Below are 23,914 nucleotides of genomic sequence, written 5' to 3'. Positions count from 1 at the left end.
CGTCGAAAACCTTGTGTTCCTTTGACCCTGTTTCTTCGAGCGCCTTTGCGAGTCCTCACAGGGATAACAAGCTCAGCTACTCTCGACATTGTCGAGTATTCACAATTACTGCGGGCGTAGGGGGAGAAATCTTTAAGATCTCTCATTACATTCGAGACAAGAATTTCTCATTTTATCCCGAGGGCACTTGTCACTTTGTTCGGGCGCACTCGAAATGACGGCGCCTGATGATTAATATATACTGGAAAGAGCAGTCGGGCATGAATTTATAGTGTAACCTGTTGCTTGCCCGGCGCTCAAATAACCTTAGCTTAAGCAACAGGTTAAGAGGGCATTTTATAGTGATTTGTAACTGCTTAATAAAGGGTCCAGATTGAGACTGACAATACTCTCTACTATAATCTTTTTCTTTTTGACTGCTCTTGTTTCCCTGGCCCAATCCCCCTCTGCCCCTATTCCGGTGGAAAAACCGGGGTCCGCCATTAAAAAAACTTACGTCACCGAACCTGTCTTTAACGGCCGGGTTTTCATGGTGGAGGCAGGAAAAAAAGGGAATGAAACCATCGTCCTTATTCACGGTATCGGTGATGAAGGGGCGCGCAACTGGGAAAAGATCATTCCTGTCCTTGCGCCGCATTATCATGTTGTTGCCTTCGACCTCCCCGGTTTGGGACGTTCTGAAAAAAATAACCGCCTCTATTCACCAAAAAATTACGCCAACTTTGTCAAATGGGTTATCGATACCTATGCCGATGGTTCCGTTATCCTCCTTGGCCATTCTATGGGGGGCGGTATTGCGCTCCGCTTTGCCGCCGATTACCCGGAGAGCCTCTCCCGCCTTGTACTCGTCGATGCGGCAGGGATCCTCCACAGGTCGGTCATGACAAAATATATGGCTGGATTTTCTCCTAAAAATGGTTGGCAGCAGCTCTTTTCAGAGCCATTTAACGTATTAAATGAGGCCATAGACAATGCTTTTGACCGGCTCGAAGCAGACGGTCTTCCTGTCGATCTGAATTTCATATTGAATAATTCCGTTCTCAGAAAAGTTTTTTTCCAGTCCAACCCCAAGACTATTGCCGCTCTGGCTCTTGTGCAGGAAGATTTCAGCGCTGCACTTGATTCAATAAAAACACCGACTAATATTATATGGGGCCAGGAGGACCAGATAGCGCCGCTAAGAACGGCAAAGCTCCTGGCTGCCAAAATCCCTGGTTCGCAACTCGATGTTATCGGCGGGGCCGGCCATGTTCTGATAGTTAATAAAAGTGATCTCTTTAACAGGGTGTTGCTTGATGCCCTCTCTCATCCCGTCATGGCAAGTGAATATTCAAAAGCGTTTCCACAGCCGGGAGGTAGAAATGGCTGGTGCGAGGATGGGAGAGGGACCGTTTTTTCCGGCCCCTATGACCGGATAGAGATAAAAGGTTGTAAAGAGGTCAGCCTCGATGGTGTTTCTGTGAAAGAACTTTATATAGAAGATTCCAGGGTAACCATTGAAAACAGCCTTGTTAAAAGTAAAGGCACAGCTATTACCGTGAAAAATTCAAAAGTGACGGCAACTGCTCTGACTATCGAGGGAGAGCTTGCCATCGACGCCTCCGGCAGTAATCTTGACCTTGCCGGCGTAACTATCACTGCCGGAAAGTATGCCGTAAAAACAAGGAACGTCTCTTTTATTCTTTTTTCCGTGAGCTATATTTCAAGTCCCCCTTCAAGTGGATATATGCACGGCCGCCAGGTGGTAACGCCTGACAATCCGTTGTGATTTTTTCCGCAAAGCAGCCGGGAGCACAAAGGAAGGCTGCAAGAATGCAGGGTAGAATAAACAAAGCATTTCCCCCTTTGAGCTAAATAATCCCTCCTGTAAAGATGTTCCGGCAGGACGCCTCCATAATCTGTAGCGCAATAATAAATGCTATATCAGGCAAAAATTGTTTACATAGAAACCCGGTTGCGGTATAAAATGTAACGAATGTTTTGAGGGGGTAATAAAATGGGTGAAAAAAATATTGCCTGAACAATAAAAAGTTTGGACCGGTAACGGTTTCGGGCTTTTTGGGTGTTTAAACAGCAGCCACTAACCCTATGGATATTTTTGACCTTATTAAGGAACTTCGCAAAGGCGAGCCCAATATTGAGAAAGCCGCAAAGGTAATGAAAGTATTGGGGGGGATTTGTGTCGGTGGGGCCCTATGTAATTATACGTTTTACTACATTGGGCCATTTGAAGAGAGTCCCTTTAATTTCTCCCCCCTTTTTCCTTACCTGGCTTTAACCGGTTTATTGTTTCTTGGCGGTCTTTTCCTTTATTCCTCCAAAGCGATAAAAGCGCTGGATCCACAGGGCAAAAGGGTTGGCCAAGTGGCCGTTATTTTATTGCTTGCCCTTTTTATCGGGTTTATGTTTTTTGCTTTTCCCCTGGATCAACTTCCTTTGGATCATGAAGGTGTGTCACTGTTTTTTACAGTTTTTGTGGTCATCTTTATTGTTCAGTTCGGAGTGCCTGCCTACTATGGCGTTCGTTATCTGGGGCGTCTCCCGACCAGTAAAAGCCGCTTTGGTACAGATGGTTTAGGAAGCGGCCATATTGACAGTACAGTTGAAGAGGAAAGTCTTCGCAGCTCTTCAAAATCGAAAGAAAAATATTGTGATGCCCTCTTGCCCTTTGGTGTTCCCGGTACTTTTGCTTTAATTATTGCTGTTCCCTTTATCTCAGTGTTTGCAATTGAAAGGCATAGCGGTTTGCAGCAAATGCCGATTATGATTGTGCCTGCTGTCTTTTTTATTTTATTTATATCAATAATCTATAATTTTTTCCCTTCACCCTTTCAAAAGAAAAGAGATAAGATTGCATCATTTACCGGTGGTGGCTCGATATTTTTATTTAACGGCAGTTGGCCCTTTTTCAGGCTTTTGATCTATCATGATGGCCTTGAAATACGCGTAATGTTTCACAGGTTTTTCATACCCTATGACAAAATAGAAGCGATGCCGGAAAAAACAGGTTTTTTCAGCAGGGGCATACTGATAAAATCAAATCTGCCCGACCTTCCCTCGGGTATTCGTTATCAGGGTTTTGGAATGAAAAAAGTAGTACAGCTAATTGCTGAAAAGCGGTGTAAATTTAAAAGTGAAGATTAGCCGGGTAAGGCGTGCTTTGTGCATTAATAAAAGTAGGCTCTGAACAGGCTTTACCCGGTTTTGTTTTAAAAAAAGATCAATATTCTCCTGGAATACTTCCCCCAATTCGGTGCTGTTTTGAGTGTTTGCTTTGTTTAGCCCGGAAAGTCGGCAGAGTGCGCGCTGATGCCTGTCTGTTGAACAATAAAATTTACACCGGCTCCTCTCGTGGGTGCCTGCTTTTCTCCTCCGGCAGATCAAGCATGCACAATACAGGATATCAATAGGTGTCATTATTCTTTACACTTGCCTTTGATTCTTCTTTCAACGTGTCAACAGGGGGCGTCATACTGCGAAAAGTATTATAAATTCAGTCAGTTAAGCCATTTAGCGCTTTTGGCATGCTAAGTGCAATTCTAACTTGGTAAAACTTGATGATCTGCTTAAGAGGTATATGAAAAAGCTTATCCAACATCACCTGAATTCCATGCATGTCTATTGCCTTCTCATCAAAATCGGCATAAACAGGAAGCAAGCATTGATGACGGCCAAAAGATGGGAAAAGGCCTTTCATAATTTCATTTATTAAGATCAGTTTCCCGCCTTAAATTTATAATTGTTTATAGCAATAAATTCTCTCGGCGATCACTTGTTTTATGGCCAGCCCCATAAACACCGGGGTTGTTGATGGTGGAGCGGGCCGGAGAGATAAGGTTTTGCAAATGGTGAAAAAAGGTTATCCATTTTTTACTGCCTTTAATTCTCGTTTGAATTCATCAACAGAGATATGCCCTTTTTTTACAAGCACCCTGATAAGCGCCAGCAGGTCCTTGCTTTTTCCGAGCTCCTTTGATGTCTCTTCAGCTTCCATTGTTTCTTTGGGAGCGCTTTCGTTAACGATGACCATTTCTTCCTGTTTTAAGGTTTTTACTCTGGAAGACAGGGGCTTGATCTCTACCCAGTTTCTTTCAAAATAGTACCTGTCTATGGCGGCTGCAATTTGTGAATCCGTTCCGATGACGGGATTCACCCTGTAGCCTGTAAGGAAGGATATTTCATCAATAACGATAGTATTGGTTGGGTCGGACATGGCAAGAAAGAGGATGTTTGCCTTATCATTCGTTCTTTTTTCAATGGGAATGACGTGGTATTGTTTGGCAATTTCCAGCGTTATTATTGAATAAACGTTTTTATCAAACTTTATTTTTGTCAGATCCGTACAGGGGAGTTCAAGTTGCCGTCCCAGAAATTTAAGGAGCGTTACTTCAGTGATATAGTTCAATTTTACAAGGTTTGCGCCCAGCCTTCCACCCCATTGCTTCTGCTTTTTAATGGCCGCTTCAAGTTGGCTCTCATTGATGAGGCCTTTTTCAATGAGCATTTCTCCCAATCTTTTTTTGCCTGATAAATACCCCCTGTTTTCATTAGGAGCAGTCCATTGGGTTTTTTCTTCCTTTTTGTTCTCTTCCGACATTACTTCTCCATATTGTTATTTTTCCCGGGGAGATATTTTAAAATATACTTTATAAAGCCCCTAAAGTAAAAGGAACAAAAGTATTCATTTCCTGCAATCCGGACAATATTATGAGGAAGCAGCCCGTTCCCGGCGCTTTCATCAATCATTCCGGATTCGGCTTTTAACTCCTGCTCCTTAAGTAATTGTTTATCTATTTAATTTTGTTATCTTTCTTCAAATTGACATCTATGAGTTATTGATATATGTTAGTAAACAATGAAACTGATAATAACAGATCTTGACGGGACCCTTCTCGATCATAATACCTACTCTTTTGAAGCCGCCCGGACGGCGCTTGACAGGGTAAAGCAACTTTCCGTGCCCCTCATTTTGTGCAGCAGTAAAACGCGGGACGAAATAGTGCTTTACTGTAATAAACTCGGGATGAAGCTGCCCTTCATTTCTGAAAACGGCGGCGGCATTTACCTGCCCAAGGGTTTTTTGTCGGTGGAGTTTGAAGAACGCATTCAATATTCTTCAAAAGATAAAGAGTATTTGCTTATTGAAATGGGGACGGGCAGGGATGAACTGAGAAAGGTTTTTCTCCATGTGAGGGAAGCAACGGGCATTGATGTGAGGTCTTTTAGTGATATGACTGTCGATGAAGTGATGGGGCTTACCTCACTCCCGGAAAATGAAGCCGTCCTTGCCATGGAGAGAAGTTTTACAGAACCTTTTATCTTTTCTTCCGGTGATGATACCCTGATAGGGGAGCTTGTTGCCCGGTTTAACGGCAGGGGGCTTACTGTCGTTAAAGGGGGCCGCTTTTATCACCTCATGGGGAACACTGCTGATAAAGGAACTGCCGTAAAAAAGATCAAAGGAATTTTTTCTAAAATCGCCAGGGGCAAGGTTATGACAATGGGCCTTGGAGACAGTGAAAATGATCTTTCAATGTTAAGCGCCGTTGAAAGGCCTGTCATTGTGAGGAAATGGGATGGAAGCTGGATGGAGGCTGAGGGGACGGAGAACTTTGTAAAAACAGAGGGAATTGGTCCCGTCGGCTGGAATGATGCGGTTCTCAAGTTTCTCGATGGTAATTATTTATCAGCCTAGAGGGCCCTTTTGATTGATTATGAAAAAGAGATAGGCCATCATTTTGATATCATCAGACAATGTCTGTATAAAAATGATGAAAAGGGCCACAAGGTACTTATGGCGACAACACCCGGTTCGAGGTATCCCTATTTTTATCCTCGGGACGGGGCCTGTGCAACTCACCTGTTCAATAAATTATCGGGTTCTCATTTTTCATTTGCCGACGAGTCTTTTGAACTGCTCAAGGGCGTCGCCTCATTTACCCTTCATATACAGCGTGATGACGGCTACTGGGGACAACGCTATGATCCTGACGGCACCGACAAAGGGCTGTATATCCAGGAAGACAATGTTGCCCATGGCATGATTATTCTTGCCAACTATGTTCTTGCCTCTCTCGACAGGGGAGAGAAAATCAAGAGTTTAAAGAATATTACCGATGCCATCAACAAGGCGGCCCTCTTTGCGCTCAAAAATTATTTCAGACGTGAAATCAATCTCTTCTTTTCCACAACATCCATCCATGAATCAGCCATTGAAAGGGGATATTCACTTTGGGTAAATTTTTCCTATCTCAGGGCCTTTCATCTTGCAGAAGTTATTCACGAGCATATAGGGAAGACGAATATTTCCAAAGAAATCCTCGACTTTGTTCCCTACTTCGAGAGAAATATTCACAAACTTCTTATTCATAACGACCGCTACATAAGAAGGATCACGCCGGAAGGAGATTATGACTACAAACCTGATATAACACTCATGAGTCCCTATTATTTCGGATTTCATAAAGAGAACAGTAAAGTGCTCAAAAATACCATTGAATTCATGGCCAACCATCTCTGGGACCCTGAACTCGGTATGCTTCAACGCTATCTTCCCTTTACGGAAGACGTTCACACACATATACATGCAGGTAACGGGCCCTGGCTGCAGTATACGGCCATGCTTGCCAGGTATTACTTCAGGGTTGGAGAGGCCGCTCTTGCCGACAAGATACTCAATGAGATTGATAACTACAAAACGAAAGAGGGATTTATTCCGGAACATTTGAGCACCTATCAGCGCTTTGAGGAATTCATGGCGCTCGAATGGGAGACGGGTCTTGATTTCGATAAGGAATTTTACAGGGAAATTATGGTACCCAATGTTCCCTTTGATTATATCCTTGAAGAGCTGAATAATATGAAAGGGAGCTATGGCCGGATCAGAGAGCGGAAAAAAAAACAGCCTCATGACAAGCATATCGTCTTTGCCGTTCCTCTTATGTGGTCTCATGTGGAATATGCCAAGGCTCTCTACACGAGAATGGAAGTTGAATCGCACGGAACCTACTGGTCCAGGGAGTCTTCCAAATAAAGCTGAATCCTCGTGGAACCCGCTTTATCCAATAAAAAAAGAGATTAAATATGGGAGGTTTATTATGTCAATGATTCTGTATCACTTTGAAAGCTGTCCTTATTGCGCCAGGGTGAGGAGCGCCGTTAAGGAACTTGGTATTGAGCTTGAAATGAGGGACACAAGGGAAAATGATGCTTACAGGGAGGAACTTATGGAACTTGCCGGGCGCACACAGGTGCCCTGTCTTGTCGTTGACGGCAAGCCGATGCATGAATCAGATGATATTGTCCATTACCTGAAAAAAAATTTCGGTTGAGTTTCTAATGGCATTACTATAAATATAAAGGGCTCGCTTTTTTTTGCCGGGCCTTTATTTTTTTTTATCAACGGAATTTATTGATGCATAAGGGGAAAGCTGAAAACAGGGGACTCAAAAGGCCTCTTCTTGCCACGCGCTATACCATGGCAGGGCTAAAGGCGGCATGGAAGCATGAAGAGGCCTTTCGCCTTGAATTGGCAGCGGCTGCCCTCATGGTTCCTTCCGCCTTCTGGTTAGGGCAGACGGCGGTCGAAAGATCGCTCCTCATCGGTTCCTGCCTCATTGTCCTTATTACGGAACTGCTCAATTCTTCTATCGAGGCTGTTGTCGACAGGGTAGGGACAGAGCATCATGAACTTTCAGGCAGGGCAAAGGACCTCGGTTCAGCCGCCGTTTTTTGCAGCCTTGTCATGACGGTTTTTATCTGGTTAATGATTAGTGTTGAGCGGTTCTTTTAATTACTCAAATGAAAGCAAAAAGAGACCACTTTATTAATCTCCTGAAAGATTTCTCCTCCCCCGGGGTTTTTAACCCCTGGAATGATGTGGATGCCGAAAACGATATTAGTGGTGAATCCCCGTTGATCAGAACCGGTCATCTCCATGCCTATCTCACGGAACGGACAGGAAAAGCGAAATACATCCTCATGGGAGAGGCCATTGGTTACCAGGGGGGGCATTTTAGCGGCATAGCCATGACTTCTGAACGGATACTTCTCGGTCACATGAAAGGAAAGGGGATTGGGGCGGAAGACGTCTTTACTTCCATTTCTCCAAGACGAACGAGCAGGGAGTCTGTCCGTCCCAACGGTTTTACGGAACCGACGGCATCCATCGTCTGGGGTTCTCTTTTAAACATGGGTGTTGCACCGGCAGATTTTGTCATCTGGAACACTTTTGCCTGGCACCCCTACAATCCGGCAAAAGGAATGCTTAGCAACCGAAAACCGACTGATGATGAGCTGGCTTCAGGGATTCCTGTCCTTAAGGCTTTCCTTTCCGTTTTTCCTGAAGCAAAGGTTATTGCCGTGGGTAAGGTGGCGGAAAAAGAGCTTGAGAGCCTGGCTATCGATTGTCTTGAAGTAAGGCACCCGGCAAACGGTGGCGCAGGTAAATTCAGGCAGCAGATCGGGAAGATTGTCTCGGGGAAATAAATAGTAATAAAATATTGCTTCTGTCCTGGAATTATCTTTCTTGACATTTTTTCTCTTTCTTTTATACTTTTTTATAAAAATGTGGGCTTGTTTTGTTTGCATTGAGTAAGATAAGGCTGTTTAATATCTTCAATGGATTCTGAATTAAGGGGGAAAAGGATGACTCGTTTTTTTGCATTGCTCCATAAGTATCATCAATGTTTTGTTTCCGAATGTGCAAAATGGATCAGAGGCTTTCCTCCCTGGATGGTCCGCTCTCTCCTTGCTTTTGATATTGTCATGGCTTTTTTTAACCCTTTCTGGGGGTGGTGGCTTTTGTACCGCTGTACGGGAGAGCGCTATTCGCTTCGAAGGTATATTCCTGTTTACATCAACTATGTCAGGTATTGCTGGCAGCATATTACGCATGGAGATAAAGATACGGGTTTTTTCAAGACAGACTGGTTTGCAGAGCCGAGAAGTGAACCGCTCTTAGCGGGAGCAATGGCTTTGACGAGGGAGAATCCCTGCGCAACGTGTATTAATTGCTGTACCACTCATTGGGCCAAAAAACCGGCTCGCTGCCCATTCCTGTCTGCTGATGGTTTCGGGTGCCGTGTTTATAAGTCAAATTTCTGGGACTATACAAACTGTGGCCGCTTTCCCCATTCACAGGGGGCGATTGAAGCCTATCAATGCCCCAGGTATTCCTGACAGCTGATGTGTAAAGATTATCTCATAAGGTGAATTTTTTGATTGATCTTTTTGACCTTAATTGGCGGCTGCGTTTTTTCCGGGGGCAAAAGTTTATTTCCCCTATTGTTTCCTTGGAAGGGAGATGCTGCTTTCTTTCTTTTATTCAACCTCGTTATTGATGGTTTTTGGTGCACTGATGGAGAGATTTGAGGGCATCCCCCTTTTTGCCTTAAGGGGCTCATTATTAACAGAAAAACGATGGAAGATCTTCAGGATCAAAGGGATGTGTAAGGAAAGCCGGCTATATTCAGCACTGACCTGGGGGCGTTGCTGAATCCTGCAAGTTATTTTGATAAAGTCAAAAATAATGATTGCACTATCAGTCATTATCGGTTATGTTAGCGCATACTAACTTAACGGGGTGTTGGAATGAAGTTTTCACTATTTAACAGGTCTCTTCTTTTTCTTACTTTAAGTTTTGTCATCCTTTTTGCCTGTGGCCCTCGCCATTATACGCAGGAGGACTTAAAGGAACTCAATACAAAAGAAGTTCAGGGAATCATTGTAGAGCAGAAGCGCGGCTATTTTGTATTGAAGGATGAAGCCGGTCAGGAAAAAATATACAGAACGGGACGTGTAACACAGTATATTCCCCGGAACTATGTTCCGCAGGCAGGGGATAGCGTCAGGGCTTCAATACAGGAAGTGTTGAAGTACCTCGAACGCCCCCAGGTTGACAAACGGGTGGTTTATCAGGTGGAGGCCTTGCAGGTAGCGGAAGAAAACAAAGCCATACCAAACCCTATTAAGGGCAGAATTACAGGTTTTGCTCCTGATGCGGGGGGCTACTCCAGAAGTCTGTTTTTGGATATATCGGCGGAAAGCCCGTTAATTATGCATATTTCTTCCTGGGAAACGGAAGTGGATGTTTATGGCAGGACGGGCTTTGCAAAAAATATAAACTGGAAGGCATCCATTGATAAAGACGTCGAAATTATTGCCAAAAGAGAACCTGCCAGGTGGCGTAGCGGGTATATTTATGTCGCTGAAAAAGTAAGTTTTTTAAATGTCGATGATCAACCTGAATGATGCTTAATCAAATGCTATTTTTCCTCTCTCAGGATAATATCATTGTCTGACGTCGCTTTGCAATTGTAAGATAAATAATCCAAAAAACGGTCATTTCGACCGGGAGGCCTCTGAGAGGCACGAGGAGATATCCTTAAGATCTCTCACTGCATTGAAGACAAGGATTTCTCCTTTCACTACAGGGGGCGATTTGCTGCAATTGCCTGATCGGAGAGCGCTGATTCTTAACATGTTTATCTGAAATTACATACTCCCCTCCTTTTATCAATTTCAAATCTATGTTATAAATATACCCATGAAAGGGATTTCGAATAATATCCTGAAGGGCGCTGCCATTTTTTTTCTTGTCATTTTTATCGTCCTTTCCGGAACGGGGCATTCGGACCGGCTTATAGGAAAGCTAGGCATGGAGCGGCTCAATGCTGCTAATGAAGCCTATCTCCAAAACTCTTTTGACAGAGCGCTTAAGGGGTTTATGGCGCTGTCGGCCCTTAAGATGGGGCTGGCTGTTATCAAGGACAGCGAGGCGGGGATTTCTATCGGTGTGAGCACACAGCTCAGGATAGGGGGACTGGTCCAGTCTGCTTATGATTATGTGGATATTGCCTGGAAGACGCTTCTTGCCGGGACGGGGGTACTGCTTGGAATGGGCTATATTCTCGATGCGCTGGCAATTATTGACGGCCCCTTTTTGACGGTGACCCTCTTTATTTTGCTTGTTACGCTTCTATTCAAGTGGTTTTTGCCGACTGCCGTCAGGTCATACCGCTTTTCAAGGGATATGGCCCTCGTTATGACCGTTATTACTCTCTCATTATATCTTGTTGTTCCTTTTTCCCTTTCAGGCGCCGCCCTTCTTTCCACTTACATTACGGCCCCTTCCATAAATGAGGCACAGGCCAACATGGATCTTATGAAGAAAGAGCTTTTCCCTGAAAATGTGCCTGCTTCTGATAAAGGACTTTATGAAAGACTGAAAGGGGCCAAGGAAAGGCTGGAAGAAGTGGCCTCCTATTTGAAAACCAGGGCGAAAGAGATGACAGTATGGGTTATCAAAATTATTACGGGTTATATTTTTGACTGCATTGTTTTTCCCTTACTGCTCTTTATCGTTCTTTTCAAACTCGTGAAGTCAGTTGCCCTTTATGGCTTTGGCGTCAACAGGGAGGAAGATTTCAGGCAAGATCTTTATGATATGCTTGAGCAGCATTATGTGAAGAGGGGAGCGGGTGGGCAGCTTCAGTCAATCGATACGGATTGATAGAGGTTTCTCGGGTTTTTAACGATAAATACTTTATTCGAGTTTCGCACAACCTTGAAATATAAACTGTCCGGAATGCATATTTTTAATTAAGAAACGTATTTTCTTGCAAAGTCCCTTCCCGCTTTTACTTATGAGGGCCATAAAGCCTTTGGCAAAGGGGCGTTGTAAGGACTCTTTCTTACCTGCTGCAAAGAAAATCCTCTATCTTCTCATTAAGCGTTTATGTCAAAATAAATAAAATACTCACATGAAACAGGCAATGAAAAAAATGGCTATAGACAAGATGGACCAGATGCAGGTAGATCTCGGTCTGGAGAGAATGTATCAAATCATGAAACGCCTTGGCAATCCTCACAGGCAATTCAGATCTGTCCATATTGCCGGGACTAACGGTAAAGGGTCGACAGCTGCTTTTATTGCCAATACATTGAAAGAAGGGGGCTATAAAACAGGCTTTTACACATCGCCTCATCTGGAGCGATTTAATGAAAGGGTGCAAATCAGCGGGGATTTAATTTCTGATGATGAAGTAGAAACAATCTCTGCCGAGATTAAAAATGCGGGTAAAGGAGTCCCTGGCGGAGAACCTACCTGTTTTGAATTTATGACGGCCCTGGCTTTCCTCTACTTTGCGAGAAGAAAGGTGGATATAGCCGTTATCGAAGTAGGGCTCGGCGGGAGACTTGATGCGACAAATATAATCACTCCCCTTCTATCTGTTATAACGCCTGTTGCCCTCGATCATGCCGACTATCTTGGGAGTGACCTGCAGACCGTAGCCGCTGAAAAAGGGGGGGTTATTAAAAAGGGGGCGCCCCTTATTATGGGGAGGCAGGAGAGGGAGGTGGAAGAGGTACTCAGAAAGATTGCCGCCAAAAATGATTCAGAGGCCTTTGTTCTTCATTCCGACTTTGATTTCAGGGTATCGGAAAATGAGGAATTTGATTTCAGGGGGATAGATCGGAATATTAACGGCTTTCAAATCTCGCTCTATGGCAGGCATCAGGTGGAAAATGCGGCCCTTGCCCTTGCAGCTCTGCAACTTCTTTCCCGTTACGGTTACCCCAGTAATGAGAAGACATTGAAAAGAGGCATGAAAGAGACTTTCTGGCCGGGAAGATTTGAGGTGCTGTCATCTAATCCTGCTGTTATTCTGGATGGCGCTCATAATCCTGCCGGGGCGGCAAGACTGGCAGAGGCGCTCAGTGAAAAGTTCGGGGGGGATAAAGGGGTGCTTGTAGCCGGTTTTATGGATGACAAGGATTATTACGGTATGTTGACGGAACTTGTCCCCCTGGCATGGGACATAATACTTACAAGGCCCGATCAGAAAAGGTCCTTTGATCCAGAGGCGGGGATAGACAGGGTGAGGGGAATTGCCGGGATTTCGCGTGTACAGGTTATTCCTGCTATGAAAGATGCAATAAATAAAGGAATTATGCTTGCAAAAGATAAGAGGTTTATTATAATTACAGGCTCGCTTTATGGTGTGGGAGAAGCAAGAGGGATACTTAAAGAAGCGTATTTTCCTGTTTAGGAAAATAAAAAACATAAGGAGCATATTTTGAATTTTAATAAAACAACCTTGATTTCCCTCTTTTTACCGGCAGTAATATTCTTTATTATTTCGCCGGCTCATTCGGCTGCTTTTGATGTCAAGGGTCTTGAAAATGGTGTCAGGCCCGGCGATGTTACTCTTGTTACCGTTAGAAGTTCCAGTGAACTCGACTGGGTGACGGGAAGGCTTGAAGGAAAAAAGCTTTACTTTAAAAAGGAGGGTCCTTTTATTTTTACCACTCTCATTGCTTTTCCCATGGATAAAAAAAGGGGGGAATACAAGCTTTACCTGAGAGCATCCGGTAAGGAGGCCGAGCTGGCAAAAACTGTTATGCTTAATGTCATGAAGAGAGACTACAGGCTGGAAAGATTAAAGCTTCCCAAAAATATGGTAGAGCCCGGTGAAAAGCAGCTCGAAAGAATCAGGCGGGAAAACCGAGCCCTTTTTAGTGTTAAAAGATATATCAGCAAAAAAAGGTACTGGGAGGGTGATTTTATTCGCCCCGTTAAAGGAAAGATTGCCGGCAACTTTGGCGTAAGACGTATCCTTAACGGCGTCAGCAAGAGCCCCCATTCAGGGAATGACGTAAGGGCCCCTGCCGGCTCGAAGATCAAAAGTCCCAATGACGGCAGGGTCATTTATGTGGATAACATGTATTATGGCGGCAAGACGATCGTTATCGATCACGGCCATGGTCTTTCAACGCTCTATATGCATCTTTCCAAAATATTCGTTAATCATGGCCAGGAAATTAAAAAAGGGCAGATCATCGGTCTTGTCGGGAGTACGGGCAGGTCTACGGGACCTCACCTTCACTGGGGGGCTTACCTCTACGGAGAGAAGGTCGACCCTGCTTCTCTCCTTGGCCTTAGTGTTGATGAGGTTATAACAGCCGAATTTCCTGTTCCCGGGAAAAGAGAAAGGCTTTCCCATGAACAGCTTGGGGGGAACTGAGAGGCTGCCATACTTTTCCTTGTTGGTCTTTATGCCCTTGAGGGCAAAACAAAGCCACGTTATTAAGGCGTGGGTTCTTTATTTTATTTAGATGTTAATTTGGGGAGGAGAGCGGTAAGGTGTTGTCTGTTAATGAGAAGACGGTAAAAAAGGTATTCCTTGTTGGCGGGCTCCTTGCCTCCCTGGCCCTTCTCTTCCGGGGAGACCTCGATCCCGGGCATCCCGAAATAACAAAAATGGCTGCCGTTGCCCTTCTGATGGCTATCTGGTGGATATCAGAGGCCATCCCGCTGGCGGCAACGGCCCTTGTTCCTGTTGCTCTCTTTCCTCTTCTGGGCATTCTGCCCGGCAAGAAAACAGCGGCCCTTTATTTTAACGATGTTATATTTCTCTTCATTGGCGGTTTCATTGTAGCCCTTGCCATGCAAAAATGGAACCTTCATAAAAGAATAGCCCTGAAACTCATTCTTTTTATCGGACTTAGCCCCAGGCGGATTGTGCTGGGCTTTATGGTTGCAACGGCTTTTCTCTCCATGTGGATATCCAATACGGCCACGACAATGATGATGGTGCCTATTGCGGCAGCCATTATTCTTAAACTGGAAGACAACCTGAGCAGTAAGGAGGTACGCAATTTTTCCCTTGCTCTTTTGCTTGGTATTGCCTATTCGGCATCTATCGGGGGATTGGCAACGCTCATCGGCACACCGCCCAACCTTTCATTTGCCAGGATCTACAGCATCAATTTTCCTAATGCGCCGGAAGTGACCTTTGCCGCATGGTTTTTCTTTGCCCTTCCTCTTTCTCTCCTCTTTTTTGCTGTTGTCTGGACCTTTCTCGTTTCACTTTTTTGCAGGTCTGGAACTTCACTTGAAGTCGATAAAAACATACTCCATGAAGAGTACAAAAAGCTTGGTCCCGCCGGTTTTGAAGAAAAGGTGATTTTCACTGTCTTTCTTACCATGGCCTTTCTATGGCTAACAAGAAAGGGGATAAATTTAGGTGAATTTTCTTTACCCGGCTGGAGTCTTTTTGTTCCTGAGCCCAAGTTTATTGATGACGGTACGGTGGCCATCTTTATGGCCCTTCTCCTTTTTATTATCCCGTCCAGGAAAGAGGAGGGCGGCGGCATAATGGACTGGGGGGCGGCAAGGGACCTTCCCTGGGGGATTGTGCTCCTTTTCGGAGGAGGCTTTGCGCTGGCAGGCGGCTTTAAGGAGTCAGGCCTTTCCCTGTGGCTGGGGAATGCCCTGGCGGGACTTGAGGCGCTCAATCCCATTATCCTTGTCATGATTATATGCCTTGCCGTTACCTTTCTTACAGAGCTTACTTCCAATACGGCAACAACGGAGATGATTCTTCCCATCCTTGCCGGTGTTGCAGTCGCAATAGAAATTAATCCCCTTCTGCTCATGATTCCTGCAACACTTTCCGCTTCATGCGCTTTTATGCTTCCCGTCGCCACGCCTCCCAATGCTATCGTTTTCGGCACAGGACGGATAAAGATCTATGAAATGGCCAGAGTTGGATTAATACTTAACCTTATCGGTGTCATACTCATTACTATTGCCATATTCACAACAGGCAAGGCCGTTTTCGGTATCGACCCGGCTGTGTTTCCCCAGTGCTGTTATACAAAATAATGCCTTAATGGGAATGCAGCCATGTACTGATTTACACAGATAGATTATGATCAATAGAGATTTAAATTGCAGTGAAAAATACCAATCCGATTCGTTTAAAGGGCAGGAATAGATAGAGAGTGTTAATTTATTAATAATTTTTGAAGAACGTCTTTTTCTGATCTTCTTTATGCTCTTTACTTCTTTGCAGTAATTCCGGATTTTAATAAATAAAATTTTTTTAATTGAAAGGGCATTTTCCAGAAGGTATAGTTGAATTTATAAATTAATGGTTTTTATATAGAGGAGAGACGTTTAGATGCTTCAGGGAAAGAGATTGGGATTTATAGGCGCAGGTAATATGGCTGAGGCCATTATGCGGGGTGTCCTCGATTCGGGCAAGGTAAAGGCCGCTGAGATAACGGCCGGTGACAGCAATTTCGAGCGGCTCAATGTTATTGTCGAAGGCTTTGGCATAGAAGGGCACAACAAAAATTTTGAAGTTGCAAAAAAAGCGGACATTATTATTCTTGCCGTAAAACCACAGGTCATGGATAAAGTCCTTGCTGACATCAAGAATGAAATATCGGGTGACAAACTTGTTATCAGTATCGCCGCAGGCGTCAAGCTTAAAACGCTGGCAGCGGGACTTAAAAAGGGTGCAAAAATAGTGAGAGTCATGCCCAATACACCGGCCCTTGTTCTGGCAGGCATTTCCGCCATATGCCCCGGCGAGGGCATCGATGACGCGGATAAAAAAGCCCTCTTTGCCATCTTCGATGCTATCGGAGAGTCAGTCCTTCTCGATAATGAGGGCCTTATGGATGCCGTAACAGGGCTTAGCGGCAGTGGTCCCGCATTTGTTTATACCTTTATTGAGGCCCTTTCTGACGCAGGGGTCAAGGTGGGTCTGCCGAGGGATATTTCAACTCGCCTTGCGATGCAGACCGTTTACGGTTCAGCAAAGGTGGTAAAAGAACTGGAAAGGCACCCTGCCGAATTGAGAGATATGGTGACTTCCCCCGGCGGGACGACTATTGCAGGTATGGGCGCACTGGAAGAAAAAGGTTTTCGGGCGGCAGTAATATCAGCTGTTGAAGCTGCAACAAAAAGGTCTAAGGAACTTGGAGAATAGGAGAGGCTGTTATGGTGGAAGAAAAAGATAGCGAGATTTCTGAGGCTGAAGAAAGAAGGGCCCTTGAAGTAACGGAAGAGGCGCGGGAAGAGGAGTGGGCCAATCCGAGCTTTGTTGGTGATCTTTTTATGGGAAAGCTCAATATGGATGCCATTATGCCTTTCCCCGAACAGAGTGAAGAAGACAAAAAGGCCGGTGATGAGTTAATTGCAAAGCTTAAACCCTTTCTTGCAAAGGAACTCGATGCTGATGAGGTCGACAGGACGGGGGAAATACCCTCCAAAGTGCTTGAAGGCTTTAAAAAGCTGGGACTTTTCGGTATCAAGATCCCCGTGGAATATGGAGGTCTTGGTCTTGGCCAGTATAATTACGGAAGAATTATCGAACTTATCTCAAGCCATTGTGGCTCGACGGCTGTCTTTCTCTCGGCCCATCAGAGTATCGGTGTGCCCCAGCCTCTCAAGATGTTCGGTACGGATGAGCAGAAGAAAAAGTTTCTTCCCAGACTTGCAAAGGGGGCAATTTCGGCCTTTGCCCTGACCGAACCCGGCGTGGGATCAGATCCTTCCAAAATGACGACGACAGCAACGCCCACCAGGGACGGAAAGCATTTTCTCATTAAGGGCCAAAAACTCTGGATATCGAACGGTCCCATAGCGGATATTCTGATTGTCATGGCCCGCACGCCTACTGACAATCCTGAAAAAACGAAGATTACGGCATTTATCGTTGAAAAGGGGATGGAAGGTTTTTCGGTCAAACATCGCTGCTCTTTCCTCGGTCTTAACGGTCTTAATAACGGCTTGCTTGAATTTCAGGATGTCAGGGTTCCCCGGGAAAATATTATTATGGGAGAAGGAAAGGGGCTCAAGCTCGCCCTTATGACCCTCAATACGGGGAGGCTCACACTCCCTGCCGGAAGTTCGGGAGTGGCAAAACAGTGCCTTGCTATCGCCAGGAAATGGGCCAATGAACGTCATCAGTGGGGTGCACCAATTGGCAGGCATGAGGCTGTTGCTGAAAAGATTACTGCTATTGCTTCTGATACATTTGCTATCGAATCGGTGGCCTGGTTAACATCCGCCATGGCTGACAAGGGTGTGGCCGATATCAGGCTGGAAGCGGCCATGGCGAAGCTTTTCAGCACGGAACGCCTCTGGTCGATTATCGATGAGACACTCCAGGTTCGGGGTGGTCGCGGTTATGAGACGGCCGATTCCCTTCGCGGCAGGGGGGAAGAGCCCATGCCTGTGGAACGCATGCTAAGAGATGCAAGAATAAATACCATTATCGAGGGGACGACGGATATTATGCATCTCTTTATTGCAAGAGAGGCCCTCGATCCCCATATGAAGATAGCCAGGCTTTCACCCCTTACCGGCAAGATGGATATGGTTGCAGCGGCAAAGTATTACGTCAAGTGGTACCCCCGGCTCTGGGCGGTAAGAAACCATGTTCCCGAAAAGCACATGATGGCAGGCTTGCTCTACCCCCACCTTAAATACGTGGAAAGGGCCACAAGGCGTCTTGCCAGGACCCTTTTTCATGTCATGATGCGCTACCAGGCAAAGCTTGAGAAAAAGCAGCGTGTTCTTGGCAGGATTGTCGATATGGGAACAGAGATTTTTGCCATGGCTGCCGCCATATCGAGGGCGCAGATGCTTTACAGCAGAAACAGGAGCGACAGAACACCCCTTGAACTGGCCGATGCCTTTTGCAAACGGTCAAGAAGGCGCATCAGATCTCTCCATATGGCCGTTTATTGCAATGATGACGCATCGGAATACGAACTTGCAAAGAAGTTTCTCCATGGTGAATTCAGCTGGCTTGAAGAGGGGATAGTATCTACATGGCGCAGTGAAGTAGAAGAGAAGAAAGCTGAAGCAAAAGCGGCAGCTGCAAAGAGTGTAAAAAAGATGACTGTAAAAGGCGCCGTCAAGGAAGAAGCCCTTAAAAAGCAATCTGACACAAGGAAGACAAAAAAAGAGACGGCCAAAAAGGCGGCTCCCAAGATGGGTGAAAAAAAAGGGACTGTTAAAAAGAAGCCTGCCGCGCCGAAGTCAAAAAAGGCTCCTGTCAAAAAGGCGAGTAAAGAGCCTGCCACCGGTAAAAAATCGGTTGAAGAGGGGGAGAAGAAGGAAGGCTAAGGCTTTTTTCTGAAGTAGAGGTTATACATTAAAAAAGGCCCGGTGGCGCTTGATTACCGGGTCTTTTTCTGTTGCTGACAGGCTAACCCGCAGGATTCATATTCCCTTATTTAAAATCTCCCTTCCCTTCCTGGATTTTAGACGTCCTCTCTGGAAAGGGGGCTTTAGGGACTTTAGAGCAACTTTTCTATCCTCGCCAGATTTTCAGGACTCATAAGGTCTTCCTTGTCGTAGGCTATGTAGTTTATGATGCCCTGCCTGTCGATGAGGAAGGTAATGGGAATATTAATGACTTTATAACGTTCGATACCCTGGTTCTGGTCATCGAGCAGAACGGGGTAAGTGATTCCTTTTTCTTTGACAAAGTCGATAATCTTGCCCGATGGAACGTAATTGAGGTTATCTGCATTAAGGGCCACGGAAGTAAAACCTCTGCCTTTGTATTTCTCATGTATCTTCTCAAGGGTCACCATATTTTGTACGCAGGCGGCGCTCTTTTTTTTCCAGACCGTCATGAAGATCACATTGCCCCTGTATTTAGAAAATGAGATGAACCTGTTTTCCATCGTCCTTGCTTCGAAGTTTGCTGCCCGGGCGCCGGGAAGAAGATAGGGTTTTAAGTGGTCATAATTTTTACTCTCCCTTTTTTCCCCGCAGGCAAATAAGAGGGGAAAAAGAAGCATTAATGCAGATAGTACTCTGACGGTTTTCATTGCTTGCTTTCGTTTTTATGTTTTTTAAATCAGAGTAAGGAAGAAGAGGCTACTCAACTTCATAACCGAGTCGTTTCCACTCCCTTATTCCGCCTGTCATGTTATGGATTTTCTTGAAACCCTGGCCTGTCAGGTAATTGCTGACTCTGCTGCTTCTGCCACCTACCTTGCAGTAGACGATTACATTCTTTTCACGATAGGCCTCAATCTCGCTGATTCTGGCTTCAATGACGCTGATAGGGATGAGTACAGAATTTTTTATATGTTTGTCCTTTTTATATTCACCGGCTGTTCTCACATCGAGAATGAGCAGGCTTTCTTGTCCCGAATTAATCATTTTCCTTGCTTCGGTGGGTGAAATATTCTTATATCCTCCGGCCATGCATGCAGTTCCCGTCATTACAAAAGCGATAACCAGCAGCGTGAACCCTATTGGCTGACAAGGTCTATTGATCATGACTTTCTCCTTCTTAAAAGTGATTAAACTATTGTACTAAATGACTCCAGGAAGTCAATTGAATAAAAAATGATTGCCGGGATTTTGTTCTTCTTTTATAAATGGGGGAAAGCATATATTTACTGGCTGAAGAAGGTGATAGTGAAAGATTAGTCATTGCAAAAGTGTTGCAAACGGCAAGATATGTCTTGACAAAATTGTTTTTCTGGAGGTATGTTCTTTTCAAATAGCGAGATTTTTTTTATTTGAATTTGTAAAAAAAGTTTTGAGAAAAGAGGACTTTCCGGTGACTGTCCCTGCTTTGCCTCTGACTCTGCACCTGGAAATAGTAAGGTTCTTCTTTTTGTTGAAAAGGGGCTGGTGGCGGGGAATATCAGGCTAAGTGGAAGTTTTGGCAGACATGGAAGCGCGTGACGGTTGTGCACCTGTAATTTAGTAAAGGGGCCGGCCGCTGGATACCGGTTCAGGCACATGCTATAATAAATATATATTGTCTTGACAGGGGCGCATTCACTTTGGCATACGGTGCATGTGACTCTCAAAGAGCGGCAAATATAAGCGTCCCTGCTGTGAGACCAGGCTATAATTTTTTAGGGGGGGGTACCTTCCCTCCCCTTTTTTTCGCTCTTTCTATGGATACATCTGGAACATTAAGGAGTATTTTGTTTCCCTTTGTTGCAACTATAGTTTATTTTTGCGCATTCTGCTTAGGTATTGATTGTGGCAATATTCTTCTTAAAAAGCAGTATGTGGCAAGAATTGTTGTTTTAAGTGTGGAATACTTTGGTATGAACCCGGAAAAAATATAAGGATTTAGTGGAAAATAACTTTTATTTCTGGAATAGCTCTATGGAAGATGCTTCGAAAACGGCTTTGCTGATAGGTTCGGATATTAAAATAAAGTTCGAAGGCCTGGATATCGCATTATGTGATTTCAATATGATTTTTGTGTCTGAACAGATTGAAGCCAGAGATCTCTTCGTGCTAAATGAAATTGATGTCGTATTGCTTGATCATGATGGTGATCAAAAGTCAACCGATTTACTCCGCTTTTTCAAGTCCATCAAACCTTCAGTTCCTGTTATTGTTACGACAGATCAGGGGAGTGAGTCTCTGGCAATCACAGTTTTCAGGAGTGGCGCCTGGGATTATTTTAATAATCCTCTCGATGCGGACTGTTTGAATGAAAGTGTTAACACCGTGCTGGACTTGAAAAAAGGGCGCGCCAAAAAAAAGGTATATAAAGGCCTTGATGGCCTTGACAGAGCAATTAGTTACATCAATGACAACTATAAATCAAACCTTACATTAACCCGTGTTGCAAGGGAAGCCGGCATGAGCACTTCACACTTTGAGCGGGTATTCAAAGCAAGAATGGATATGACCTTTGTGTCCTATGTGAATGATTTACGAATAATTATGGCCAAGGACCTTTTAGGGCATGAAAGTTTCTCTATGAGTGAAATTGCTTTTGCCTGCGGTTTTACCAACCAGTATCATTTTACACGGACATTCAAGAAGATCGCAAAGCAAACACCTTCCTCGTTCAGGAAATCTCTCAAAAAAAAGATTCAAGGCCCTGCCGTTAAATAGTGTCAATTTGTCAAGGGTGCGCAAACTCTAAGTCAATCTTCAGGCTTACTTGTCTGACACAGAGCGCGCTTTTCCCTGTAAATTTTTGAAGAATGGTTCTGTGCAGAATATTGTCAATACCTGCTTTGTTGAGATTGCAAGAACCCCCTTTTCCCCTGAATGTGAAGGGATCCCTGTTCATCATCCTTTTTGAATGGGTATTTTATGGGTAGTAATAATATTGATCAAAAAAAAAGCAGAAACGGTCAAGAAATTTACTCTGAAGAATGATATATGTTTGTAAACGTCAATATTACGCTGGTAATTGACAGGCAGAACTGTGTTATGTACTTTTCTCGCTGAAGGCACAAATAGCCATTTCAATTACTTGCTAATAATATAAAAAAACTATAAAAGGAGGTGGTGGAAATAGTAATGCCTTTCTCCGGTGCGAGGAGAATATCAACAAAGGCATTTGCAATTATCGCACTTAACTTGTTTTTTTATTTTTTTAACTCTAGAAAGGAGCAACAAACTATGAAAAATATTATTTTGGCAATTTTGGCGATTGCTATGCTCGCGGCAGCATCCGTGTCTTATGCTGATATTCCGCCGCCGCCTGTTAACCAGGACCTGGGTCTTCCCGATGGTAACTTTGACAACCTCGTTGAGGCGCAGTGCGAGGCCTGTCATGTCGATAGGGCGTTAAGTAATTTCAGCTCATTTGACCAGCTCGACGTTCCTTCAAGGCACCACGCCACTATTGCAAGGGATAATAACGAGTGTATGGATTGTCATGATCTTGTTTACAATCCTGTCACCATGTCGACGGAACTTGATATTTTCAGGGATTGCCAGCACTGCCATATAGATGGTAGGCCCGGTCTGGATGGTGTTATCGGCAATTATTCAACCTGGATACTCGTTCCCGGTTCGCCTCACCACAGGACACCCTTTGCCAAAGCCAAGCAGTGCTATCGCTGTCATGGAAGCACCGTTAACAATGCGGAAACGATCACCCATGATATTCCGACTTACGCCAAGACGATGGTTACACCCAATACATGCAGGGATAACCTGGGTCAACCGGGGATTGAGCAGTGTAGTCAAACGGAAATAGATAATCATGATTATAACAGCTGTCCCATTAAAGATCCTGTGACCGGTCAGTGTATCGGTGGCTGTCAGTCATGTCATAAGGCGGGTACTGTAGCCGGCTATGTTATCGGTGAGAATGATTCAAACCACCATAATACGACCCTTGGTATCAATGATGACAATGAATGTAAATTCTGTCATGGTAACGCGCTTCTCGGGGAAGATATCCTCGATATTAGAAAGTGTGAAGAGTGCCACGGTATCTCTACACTGCATAATATCATGGTTAATTACACCGGTAACGCGGGTAGTCATGGTTACGGACATGTCGGTACGAGCCAGGATTGCGCCGGATGTCATGGCTACTTTGCCCAGTACGATATCGCTCCCGGGGCGGGCGCTTATGTGCCTCAAATCAATACTGTCAGCAATTTACGATTTGCTGTCGGAGTGGCGGCGTCCATAACCATCGAAGGGCTTGGCTTCATCAATGACCTCGATTTATCCGAATTTGGTGGTCCTGTGGTAAACTTCTCTTCCGACGTAGTTATCGATGATTTGGCCGGCAATGCAATTACCATTGCGCCTGACAGCATAACGAATACCGTCATAACAGCGACGGTTCCCGGTACGCTTGCTGCAGGTACTTACTACCTGTACCTCAGCAAAGCTGACAAGGTAAGTGGTATGTATGCCATCACTGTCGATGAACCTGTTGTCGTGACCAGCGCAACGCAAAGTGGTTCGGACATTATCATCACCGGTTCAAATTTCGGTCCGGCGCCTGAGCAGGGTTATGTTTCTGCTATAGGTGTCTATGTAACAAAAGATGGTGTTACTGAAAAGGCCGATATTGTTTCATGGACTGCAACAGAGATCATTGCAAGGTCAACTCTTGGTTGTGGTGATATTACAGTACAAACCGTTCTTGGTACGGCAACAGGCACTGCTGCTTGTGAAACCAAAGGTAATAAAGGCAAGGGAAAAGGTAACGGCAAGAATAAGTAAGTTTTAGTTGTTGTCGATGCTTTAGTATCTTACTTTGTTCTTATGTGATCTACTTTTAGTGTGGGGAGGCCTGTCCGGCTCCCCACCCATTTTTTTAAATCAAACATATCTTTGCATTACAGGAAAGGCAAAAGG

At 44.7% G+C, this 23,914-nt stretch carries 21 protein-coding genes; 17 read left to right on the top strand and 4 right to left on the bottom strand.

Annotated elements, in window-relative coordinates; all coding sequences use genetic code 11:
* The first annotated feature begins 373 nt into the window (after positions 1–373).
* Entirely contained in the window at positions 374–1,768 is a 1,395-nt protein-coding gene (locus OEV42_06460; GenBank protein MDH3973905.1) for an alpha/beta hydrolase, read from the top strand.
* A 320-nt stretch (positions 1,769–2,088) separates the two neighbouring features.
* Positions 2,089–3,144: a hypothetical protein gene (locus OEV42_06455; protein ID MDH3973904.1), complete on the top strand. Its 1,056-nt coding sequence runs from the start codon at positions 2,089–2,091 to the stop codon at positions 3,142–3,144.
* Positions 3,145–3,493: 349 nt separating this feature from the next.
* Here the strand turns inward: OEV42_06455 and OEV42_06450 are convergent, their stop codons facing one another.
* Both OEV42_06450 and OEV42_06445 read right to left on the bottom strand, forming a co-directional pair.
* On the bottom strand, positions 3,494–3,697 hold the full coding sequence (locus tag OEV42_06450) for a hypothetical protein (protein ID MDH3973903.1): 204 nt from the start codon (positions 3,695–3,697) through the stop codon (positions 3,494–3,496).
* Between the two features lie 162 nt (positions 3,698–3,859).
* Positions 3,860–4,597 (bottom strand): hypothetical protein, encoded by a 738-nt coding sequence (locus tag OEV42_06445; GenBank protein MDH3973902.1) that lies wholly within the window; start codon positions 4,595–4,597, stop codon positions 3,860–3,862.
* Between the two features lie 258 nt (positions 4,598–4,855).
* Between OEV42_06445 and OEV42_06440 the strand changes: the two genes are divergently transcribed.
* The 13 genes from OEV42_06440 (at position 4,856) to OEV42_06380 (ending at position 18,931) form a co-directional block, all read left to right on the top strand.
* Positions 4,856–5,695, top strand: a complete 840-nt coding sequence (locus tag OEV42_06440; GenBank protein ID MDH3973901.1) for an HAD-IIB family hydrolase — start codon at positions 4,856–4,858, stop codon at positions 5,693–5,695.
* Between the two features lie 9 nt (positions 5,696–5,704).
* Positions 5,705–7,033, top strand: coding sequence for a hypothetical protein (locus tag OEV42_06435; GenBank protein ID MDH3973900.1), 1,329 nt, complete (start codon positions 5,705–5,707; stop codon positions 7,031–7,033).
* A 64-nt stretch (positions 7,034–7,097) separates the two neighbouring features.
* On the top strand, positions 7,098–7,331 hold the full coding sequence (locus OEV42_06430; GenBank protein ID MDH3973899.1) for a glutathione S-transferase N-terminal domain-containing protein: 234 nt from the start codon (positions 7,098–7,100) through the stop codon (positions 7,329–7,331).
* A gap of 83 nt (positions 7,332–7,414) precedes the next feature.
* Positions 7,415–7,792, top strand: coding sequence for a diacylglycerol kinase (locus OEV42_06425; GenBank protein MDH3973898.1), 378 nt, complete (start codon positions 7,415–7,417; stop codon positions 7,790–7,792).
* An 8-nt stretch (positions 7,793–7,800) separates the two neighbouring features.
* Positions 7,801–8,487, top strand: a complete 687-nt coding sequence (locus tag OEV42_06420; protein ID MDH3973897.1) for a uracil-DNA glycosylase — start codon at positions 7,801–7,803, stop codon at positions 8,485–8,487.
* Between the two features lie 159 nt (positions 8,488–8,646).
* Positions 8,647–9,180 carry a hypothetical protein gene (locus OEV42_06415; GenBank protein MDH3973896.1) on the top strand — a complete coding sequence of 178 codons (534 nt, stop codon included), beginning with the start codon at positions 8,647–8,649 and terminating at the stop codon, positions 9,178–9,180.
* A gap of 411 nt (positions 9,181–9,591) precedes the next feature.
* Positions 9,592–10,251: a hypothetical protein gene (locus OEV42_06410; GenBank protein MDH3973895.1), complete on the top strand. Its 660-nt coding sequence runs from the start codon at positions 9,592–9,594 to the stop codon at positions 10,249–10,251.
* A 295-nt stretch (positions 10,252–10,546) separates the two neighbouring features.
* Positions 10,547–11,512 carry a hypothetical protein gene (locus tag OEV42_06405; protein ID MDH3973894.1) on the top strand — a complete coding sequence of 322 codons (966 nt, stop codon included), beginning with the start codon at positions 10,547–10,549 and terminating at the stop codon, positions 11,510–11,512.
* 271 nt (positions 11,513–11,783) lie between these two features.
* Positions 11,784–13,052: a bifunctional folylpolyglutamate synthase/dihydrofolate synthase gene (locus OEV42_06400; protein MDH3973893.1), complete on the top strand. Its 1,269-nt coding sequence runs from the start codon at positions 11,784–11,786 to the stop codon at positions 13,050–13,052.
* Between the two features lie 408 nt (positions 13,053–13,460).
* A complete protein-coding gene (locus tag OEV42_06395) occupies positions 13,461–14,027 on the top strand; it encodes a M23 family metallopeptidase (protein ID MDH3973892.1) in 567 nt (188 codons plus the stop codon).
* 122 nt (positions 14,028–14,149) lie between these two features.
* Positions 14,150–15,670 carry an SLC13 family permease gene (locus tag OEV42_06390; GenBank protein MDH3973891.1) on the top strand — a complete coding sequence of 507 codons (1,521 nt, stop codon included), beginning with the start codon at positions 14,150–14,152 and terminating at the stop codon, positions 15,668–15,670.
* Positions 15,671–15,968: 298 nt separating this feature from the next.
* The gene (gene proC / locus OEV42_06385; protein ID MDH3973890.1) at positions 15,969–16,784 is read left to right on the top strand and encodes a pyrroline-5-carboxylate reductase; all 816 of its coding nucleotides are present in this window, start codon (positions 15,969–15,971) and stop codon (positions 16,782–16,784) included.
* An 11-nt stretch (positions 16,785–16,795) separates the two neighbouring features.
* Positions 16,796–18,931: an acyl-CoA dehydrogenase family protein gene (locus tag OEV42_06380; protein MDH3973889.1), complete on the top strand. Its 2,136-nt coding sequence runs from the start codon at positions 16,796–16,798 to the stop codon at positions 18,929–18,931.
* Positions 18,932–19,104: 173 nt separating this feature from the next.
* Here OEV42_06380 and OEV42_06375 read toward each other — a convergent pair whose 3' ends face one another.
* Positions 19,105–19,644, bottom strand: a complete 540-nt coding sequence (locus tag OEV42_06375) for a TlpA family protein disulfide reductase (GenBank protein ID MDH3973888.1) — start codon at positions 19,642–19,644, stop codon at positions 19,105–19,107.
* Positions 19,645–19,693: 49 nt separating this feature from the next.
* Positions 19,694–20,101, bottom strand: a complete 408-nt coding sequence (locus tag OEV42_06370) for a rhodanese-like domain-containing protein (GenBank protein ID MDH3973887.1) — start codon at positions 20,099–20,101, stop codon at positions 19,694–19,696.
* An 816-nt stretch (positions 20,102–20,917) separates the two neighbouring features.
* Between OEV42_06370 and OEV42_06365 the strand changes: the two genes are divergently transcribed.
* Positions 20,918–21,694: an AraC family transcriptional regulator gene (locus tag OEV42_06365; protein ID MDH3973886.1), complete on the top strand. Its 777-nt coding sequence runs from the start codon at positions 20,918–20,920 to the stop codon at positions 21,692–21,694.
* Positions 21,695–22,210: 516 nt separating this feature from the next.
* Complete coding sequence (locus OEV42_06360; GenBank protein ID MDH3973885.1) at positions 22,211–23,779, top strand: hypothetical protein; 1,569 nt, start codon at positions 22,211–22,213, stop codon at positions 23,777–23,779.
* The last annotated feature ends 135 nt before the right edge of the window (positions 23,780–23,914 follow it).

It is taken from the genome of Deltaproteobacteria bacterium, assembly GCA_029860075.1.
Classification (GTDB): Bacteria; Desulfobacterota; JADFVX01; order JADFVX01; family JADFVX01; genus JAOUBX01.
This window is presented reverse-complemented; position numbering and strand designations above follow the sequence as displayed.

Bases quoted from the DNA above. Each gene is read 5' to 3' on its own strand.
- OEV42_06375 (MDH3973888.1), bottom strand. From the start codon at position 19,644: ATGAAAACCGTCAGAGTACTATCTGCATTAATGCTTCTTTTTCCCCTC.
- OEV42_06415 (MDH3973896.1), top strand. From the start codon at position 8,647: ATGACTCGTTTTTTTGCATTGCTCCATAAGTATCATCAATGTTTTGTT.
- OEV42_06430 (MDH3973899.1), top strand. From the start codon at position 7,098: ATGTCAATGATTCTGTATCACTTTGAAAGCTGTCCTTATTGCGCCAGG.
- OEV42_06440 (MDH3973901.1), top strand. From the start codon at position 4,856: ATGAAACTGATAATAACAGATCTTGACGGGACCCTTCTCGATCATAAT.
- OEV42_06405 (MDH3973894.1), top strand. From the start codon at position 10,547: ATGAAAGGGATTTCGAATAATATCCTGAAGGGCGCTGCCATTTTTTTT.
- OEV42_06455 (MDH3973904.1), top strand. From the start codon at position 2,089: ATGGATATTTTTGACCTTATTAAGGAACTTCGCAAAGGCGAGCCCAAT.
- OEV42_06450 (MDH3973903.1), bottom strand. From the start codon at position 3,697: ATGAAAGGCCTTTTCCCATCTTTTGGCCGTCATCAATGCTTGCTTCCT.
- OEV42_06360 (MDH3973885.1), top strand. From the start codon at position 22,211: ATGAAAAATATTATTTTGGCAATTTTGGCGATTGCTATGCTCGCGGCA.
- OEV42_06395 (MDH3973892.1), top strand. From the start codon at position 13,461: ATGGTAGAGCCCGGTGAAAAGCAGCTCGAAAGAATCAGGCGGGAAAAC.
- OEV42_06445 (MDH3973902.1), bottom strand. From the start codon at position 4,597: ATGTCGGAAGAGAACAAAAAGGAAGAAAAAACCCAATGGACTGCTCCT.
- OEV42_06380 (MDH3973889.1), top strand. From the start codon at position 16,796: ATGGTGGAAGAAAAAGATAGCGAGATTTCTGAGGCTGAAGAAAGAAGG.
- OEV42_06425 (MDH3973898.1), top strand. From the start codon at position 7,415: ATGCATAAGGGGAAAGCTGAAAACAGGGGACTCAAAAGGCCTCTTCTT.
- proC (MDH3973890.1), top strand. From the start codon at position 15,969: ATGCTTCAGGGAAAGAGATTGGGATTTATAGGCGCAGGTAATATGGCT.
- OEV42_06410 (MDH3973895.1), top strand. From the start codon at position 9,592: ATGAAGTTTTCACTATTTAACAGGTCTCTTCTTTTTCTTACTTTAAGT.
- OEV42_06370 (MDH3973887.1), bottom strand. From the start codon at position 20,101: ATGATCAATAGACCTTGTCAGCCAATAGGGTTCACGCTGCTGGTTATC.
- OEV42_06420 (MDH3973897.1), top strand. From the start codon at position 7,801: ATGAAAGCAAAAAGAGACCACTTTATTAATCTCCTGAAAGATTTCTCC.
- OEV42_06400 (MDH3973893.1), top strand. From the start codon at position 11,784: ATGGCTATAGACAAGATGGACCAGATGCAGGTAGATCTCGGTCTGGAG.